This window comes from Burkholderia sp. LMG 13014, assembly GCF_905232215.1.
Taxonomy (GTDB): Bacteria; Pseudomonadota; Gammaproteobacteria; order Burkholderiales; family Burkholderiaceae; genus Burkholderia.
In genome coordinates, this window is the sequence record NZ_CAJNKE010000478.1 from 1 (window position 1) to 4,588 (window position 4,588).

General features: G+C 66.0%; 3 protein-coding genes and 1 pseudogene. 1 reads left to right on the forward strand and 3 read right to left on the reverse strand.

Annotation, left to right across the window (positions count from 1 at the left end; all coding sequences use genetic code 11):
- Window positions 1-42: 42 nt before the first annotated feature.
- From hutU to hutH, 3 genes are read right to left on the reverse strand one after another with little or no spacing between them, the layout of a single operon-like run.
- A complete protein-coding gene (hutU, locus tag JYJ84_RS29065; protein ID WP_122945836.1) occupies window positions 43-1,731 on the reverse strand; it encodes a urocanate hydratase in 1,689 nt (562 codons plus the stop codon).
- 39 nt (window positions 1,732-1,770) lie between these two features.
- Window positions 1,771-2,466 (reverse strand): histidine utilization repressor, encoded by a 696-nt coding sequence (gene hutC / locus JYJ84_RS29070; RefSeq protein ID WP_011352609.1) that lies wholly within the window; start codon window positions 2,464-2,466, stop codon window positions 1,771-1,773.
- Window positions 2,467-2,470: 4 nt separating this feature from the next.
- Window positions 2,471-3,994 (reverse strand): histidine ammonia-lyase, encoded by a 1,524-nt coding sequence (gene hutH / locus JYJ84_RS29075; protein ID WP_122945837.1) that lies wholly within the window; start codon window positions 3,992-3,994, stop codon window positions 2,471-2,473.
- A 193-nt stretch (window positions 3,995-4,187) separates the two neighbouring features.
- Between hutH and JYJ84_RS29080 the strand changes: the two are divergent.
- A pseudogene (locus JYJ84_RS29080) lies at window positions 4,188-4,553 on the forward strand (amino acid ABC transporter substrate-binding protein); the annotation flags it as partial.
- Window positions 4,554-4,588: the final 35 nt, after the last annotated feature.

Genomic DNA, 4,588 nt, shown 5'->3' on the forward strand with positions numbered 1-4,588 from the left:
GGGCTGCTGACCGAGCCGGCGCCTGGTGGAGCGCCGTCATGCTCAGCGGCCGAGCATCGGCAGCTTCAGGCCGGCTTCGCGGGCCGTCTGCTGCGCGAGTTCGTAGCCGGCATCCGCATGGCGCATCACGCCCGTCGCCGGGTCGTTCAGCAGCACGCGGCCGAGACGCTCGTGCGCTTCGGCGGTACCGTCGGCGACGATCACGACGCCCGAGTGCTGCGAGAAGCCCATGCCGACGCCGCCGCCATGATGCAGCGACACCCACGATGCGCCGCCTGCGGTATTCAGCAGTGCGTTCAACAGCGGCCAGTCGCTCACGGCGTCCGAACCATCCTTCATCGATTCCGTCTCGCGGTTCGGGCTGGCGACCGAGCCGGTGTCGAGGTGGTCGCGGCCGATCACGATCGGGGCCTTCAGTTCGCCGTTCTTGACCATCTCGTTGAACGCCTGGCCGAGGCGATAGCGATCCTTCACGCCGACCCAGCAAATACGCGCCGGCAGGCCCTGGAACGCGATGCGTTCACGTGCCATGTCGAGCCAGTTGTGCAGGTGCGGATCGTCGGGGATCAGCTCCTTCACCTTCTGGTCGGTCTTGTAGATGTCTTCCGGATCGCCCGACAGCGCGACCCAGCGGAACGGGCCCTTGCCTTCGCAGAACAGCGGGCGGATGTACGCCGGCACGAAGCCCGGGAAGTCGAACGCGTTCTCGACGCCCATTTCCAGCGCCATCTGGCGGATGTTGTTGCCGTAGTCGAGCGTCGCCGCGCCGCGTTCCTGCAGATCCAGCATCGCCTGCACCTGCACGGCCATCGACTGCTTCGCGACCTTCACGATGCTCTGCGGATCGACCTTCTGCGCTTCGCGCCATTGCGCGACGGTCCAGCCTTGCGGCAGGTAGCCGTTGATCGGGTCGTGCGCGCTCGTCTGGTCGGTCACGCAATCCGGCGTGATGCCGCGCTTGACGAGTTCCGGGAACACGTCGGCCGCGTTGCCGAGCAGGCCGATCGACACCGGCTTGCCGGTGCGCTTCGCTTCCTCGATCATGCCGAGCGCTTCGTCGAGCGTCGTCGCCTTCTTGTCGACGTAGCGCGTCTTCAGGCGGAAGTCGATGCGCGTCTCGTCGCATTCGACCGCGATCATCGAGAAGCCGGCCATCGTTGCCGCGAGCGGCTGCGCGCCGCCCATGCCGCCCAGGCCGCCCGTCAGGATCCAGCGGCCCGACGGATCCCCGTTGAAGTGCTGGTTCGCGACCGAGAAGAACGTTTCATAGGTACCCTGAACGATGCCCTGGCTGCCGATGTAGATCCAGCTGCCGGCCGTCATCTGGCCGTACATCATCAGGCCCTTGCGGTCGAGCTCGTGGAAGTGATCCCAGTTCGCCCAGTGCGGCACGAGGTTCGAGTTCGCGAGCAGCACGCGCGGCGCATCCTTGTGCGTGCGGAACACACCGACCGGCTTACCCGACTGGATCAGCAGCGTCTCGTTCTCTTCGAGATCCTTCAGCGATGCGAGGATCTGGTCGTAGCATTCCCAGTTGCGCGCCGCGCGGCCGATGCCGCCGTACACGACGAGCGCATGCGGATGCTCGGCGACTTCCGGGTCGAGGTTGTTCTGGATCATCCGGTAGGCCGCTTCGGCCAGCCAGGTCTTGCAGACTTTCTCGTTGCCACGCGGCGCGCGGATCGTGCGCGTCGGATCGAGACGGGGATCGATGTGTTTCGGATGGTTCATGACGACTGCTCCCGAAGGAAAATGACTATCAAATAGGAATCAGAAATGCCCGGTGAAGCGGTATCGGCTGCCGGGATGCCACAGATTCGCCACCGAGGCGACGACGCCCTGCGACCAGGTGCGTCGATGTAAAACCAGACACGGCTCGACGTCGTCCATCCGCAGCTGCTCGCGCCGTTCCGGCGCCGGGGCCGCCGCTTCGATCCGGTACTCGACGCGCTGCAGCGGAGCCGCGCGCATCAGGTACAGGTTCGGCGTCGTGTTCGTGAAATCCTGCTCGGCGTAATCCGGCGCGACCGCCGGATTCACCCATCGTTCTTCGAGCTGCACGGGCTCGTCATTCTCGAAGTGCAGCACCTGCGAATGAAACAGCTTCGTGCGTACGGCCACCTGCATCTCGTCGGCGAGCGCCTCGTCGGCGCGGATCGTGTCGAGGCCGAGCACGCTGGCGTGATACGCATGCCCGCGTGCACCGACTTCCTCCGAGATGCTGCGAATCGCCACCAGCGTCGACTCGTACTTCGGCCGCGCGACGTAGGTGCCCGCGCCCTTCATGCGCGTGAGCACCTGCTCGGCCGTCAACTCGCGCAGCGCGCGGTTGACGGTCATGCGCGCCACCTTGAATTCGCGCGCCAGCTCGTTCTCGGACGGCACCTGGTCGCCCTCCTCCCACTCGCCTGCGTGGATACGGCCCAGGATGAAGTCCTTGATCTCCTGGTAGACCGGCGCGCTCATGGGCTTACTGTTCCGATGCGAACGAGAACGGCGCAACCTTCGCGAACGCGCGCTCGCCGACCAGCTTCGCGATCACGGCGATGTCCGGCGCGAAGTAGTGGTCGAGCTCGTAGTGCGCGACCTTGCCGCGGATCGTTTCCATCACGGGCGCCAGCTTCGGGCTCGTGTGGTACGGCGCGCGCAGGTCGACGCCTTGCGCGGCGGCCAGCAGTTCGATGGCGAGGATGTGCTTCGTGTTGTCCGCGATGTCGGCGAGCTTGCGCGCGGCGAACGTCGCCATCGACACGTGGTCTTCCTGGTTCGCGGAGGTCGGCAGCGAGTCGACCGATGCCGGGTGCGCGAGCGTCTTGTTTTCCGATGCGAGTGCGGCAGCCGTCACGTGCGCGATCATGAAGCCCGAGTTCACGCCGCCGTCCCGCACGAGGAACGGGGGCAGGCCCGACAGCGTCGCGTCGATCAGCAGTGCGATGCGGCGTTCGGCCAGTGCACCGATTTCCGATGCGGCGAGCGCGAGGTTGTCGGCTGCGAACGCGACGGGTTCCGCGTGGAAGTTGCCGCCCGACAGCACTTCGCCGGTATCCGGGAAGATCAGCGGGTTGTCCGACACGGCGTTCGCTTCGACCAGCAGCACGTCGGCTGCATGGCGCATCTGGTCCAGACACGCGCCCATCACCTGCGGCTGGCAACGCAGGCTGTACGGATCCTGCACCTTGTCGCAATCGCGGTGCGACTGGTTGATCGGCGAACCTTCGAGCAGGTCGCGATACGACGCAGCTGCGTCGATCTGGCCTTGATGGCCGCGCAGTTCATGAATGCGTGCGTCGAACGGCTTCACCGAGCCGGCTGCCGCGTCGACCGACAGCGCACCCGCGACGAGCGCGGTGCGGTACAGGTCTTCGATCGCGAACATGTTGTCGAGCGCCAGCGCGGTCGATGCCTGCGTGCCGTTCAGCAGCGCGAGGCCTTCCTTCGCCTGCAGCGTCATCGGCGCGAGGCCCGCGACGCGCAGACCGTCGATCGCGCTTGCACGCTCGCCGCGGATGAACACTTCGCCGACGCCCAGCAGCACGGCCGACATGTGCGCGAGCGGCGCGAGGTCGCCCGATGCGCCGACCGAGCCCTTCACCGGGATCAGCGGCAGGACATCCGCGTTGTACAGCTTGATCAGCGCGTCCATCACTTCACGACGGATGCCCGAGTGGCCGCGGCCGAGGCTCGACAGCTTCAGCGCCATCAGCAGACGCACCGACGAGCGTGCCATCGGCTCGCCCACGCCGACCGCGTGCGACAGCACGAGGTTCTTCTGCAGCAGTTCGAGCTGGTCGCGCGGGATGTGCGTGCTGGCCAGGCGGCCGAAGCCGGTGTTGATGCCGTAGGCCGGCTCGCCCTTCGCGGCGATGTCGGCGACAGCCTTCGCGCCGGCGTCGATCTTCGCGAAGCTGGCCGGGTCGAGCGCGAGCTGCACGGATTCACGTGCGATCTGGCGCAGTTGCGGGAGGGTCAGGTGGCCGGGGGTCAACGTAATCATGTGAGCAATCCTGTCTAGACAAGTTCGGAATGGATTGAAGTGTAGCCACGCCAACTTGTCTAGACAACCCGTATTTCACCGATTTCGACTTGGGAGTTTCCCTGATGCCCGGTACGGCCCGCCGGATCGGCCCATGTGATCCGGCGCTTAATATTTGTTGCATTTATTTTGTTTTTGGCAACATTCAGATCACATCAGCGCGAAGGATTGCGGCGAAGGACGTCTCACGCTCGAATCGTGCCGCGCGGCCGCGTACATGATGGACGACGTGCTGCTCGCGGGCGTGCGCCAGCGCGCCGCGAAGCCGGCCGACGGGCAGATCGTCGGCACGCCGCAATCGTCGGAAGCCTGCGGGTTCATGAAGCGCAAGGACGATCCGCAGTTCAAGGCGCTCGTCGACGGCGTGCTCGCGCAGTCGATGAAGCGTGGCGAGATCGACGCGCTCTACGACACGTGGTTCATGACGCCGGTGCCGCCGAAGGGGCTGTCGTTCGACTTCGCGATGAGCGACGCGATCAACGCGCGCTATGCGGCACCGAACGACGCGCCGCTCGCATGAGCGCCGCGCGCTGATCCCGGCTCACGCACGCGTCC

Bases quoted from the DNA above. Each gene is read 5' to 3' on its own strand.
- hutU (WP_122945836.1), bottom strand. From the start codon at position 1,731: ATGAACCATCCGAAACACATCGATCCCCGTCTCGATCCGACGCGCACG.
- hutC (WP_011352609.1), bottom strand. From the start codon at position 2,466: ATGAGCGCGCCGGTCTACCAGGAGATCAAGGACTTCATCCTGGGCCGT.
- hutH (WP_122945837.1), bottom strand. From the start codon at position 3,994: ATGATTACGTTGACCCCCGGCCACCTGACCCTCCCGCAACTGCGCCAG.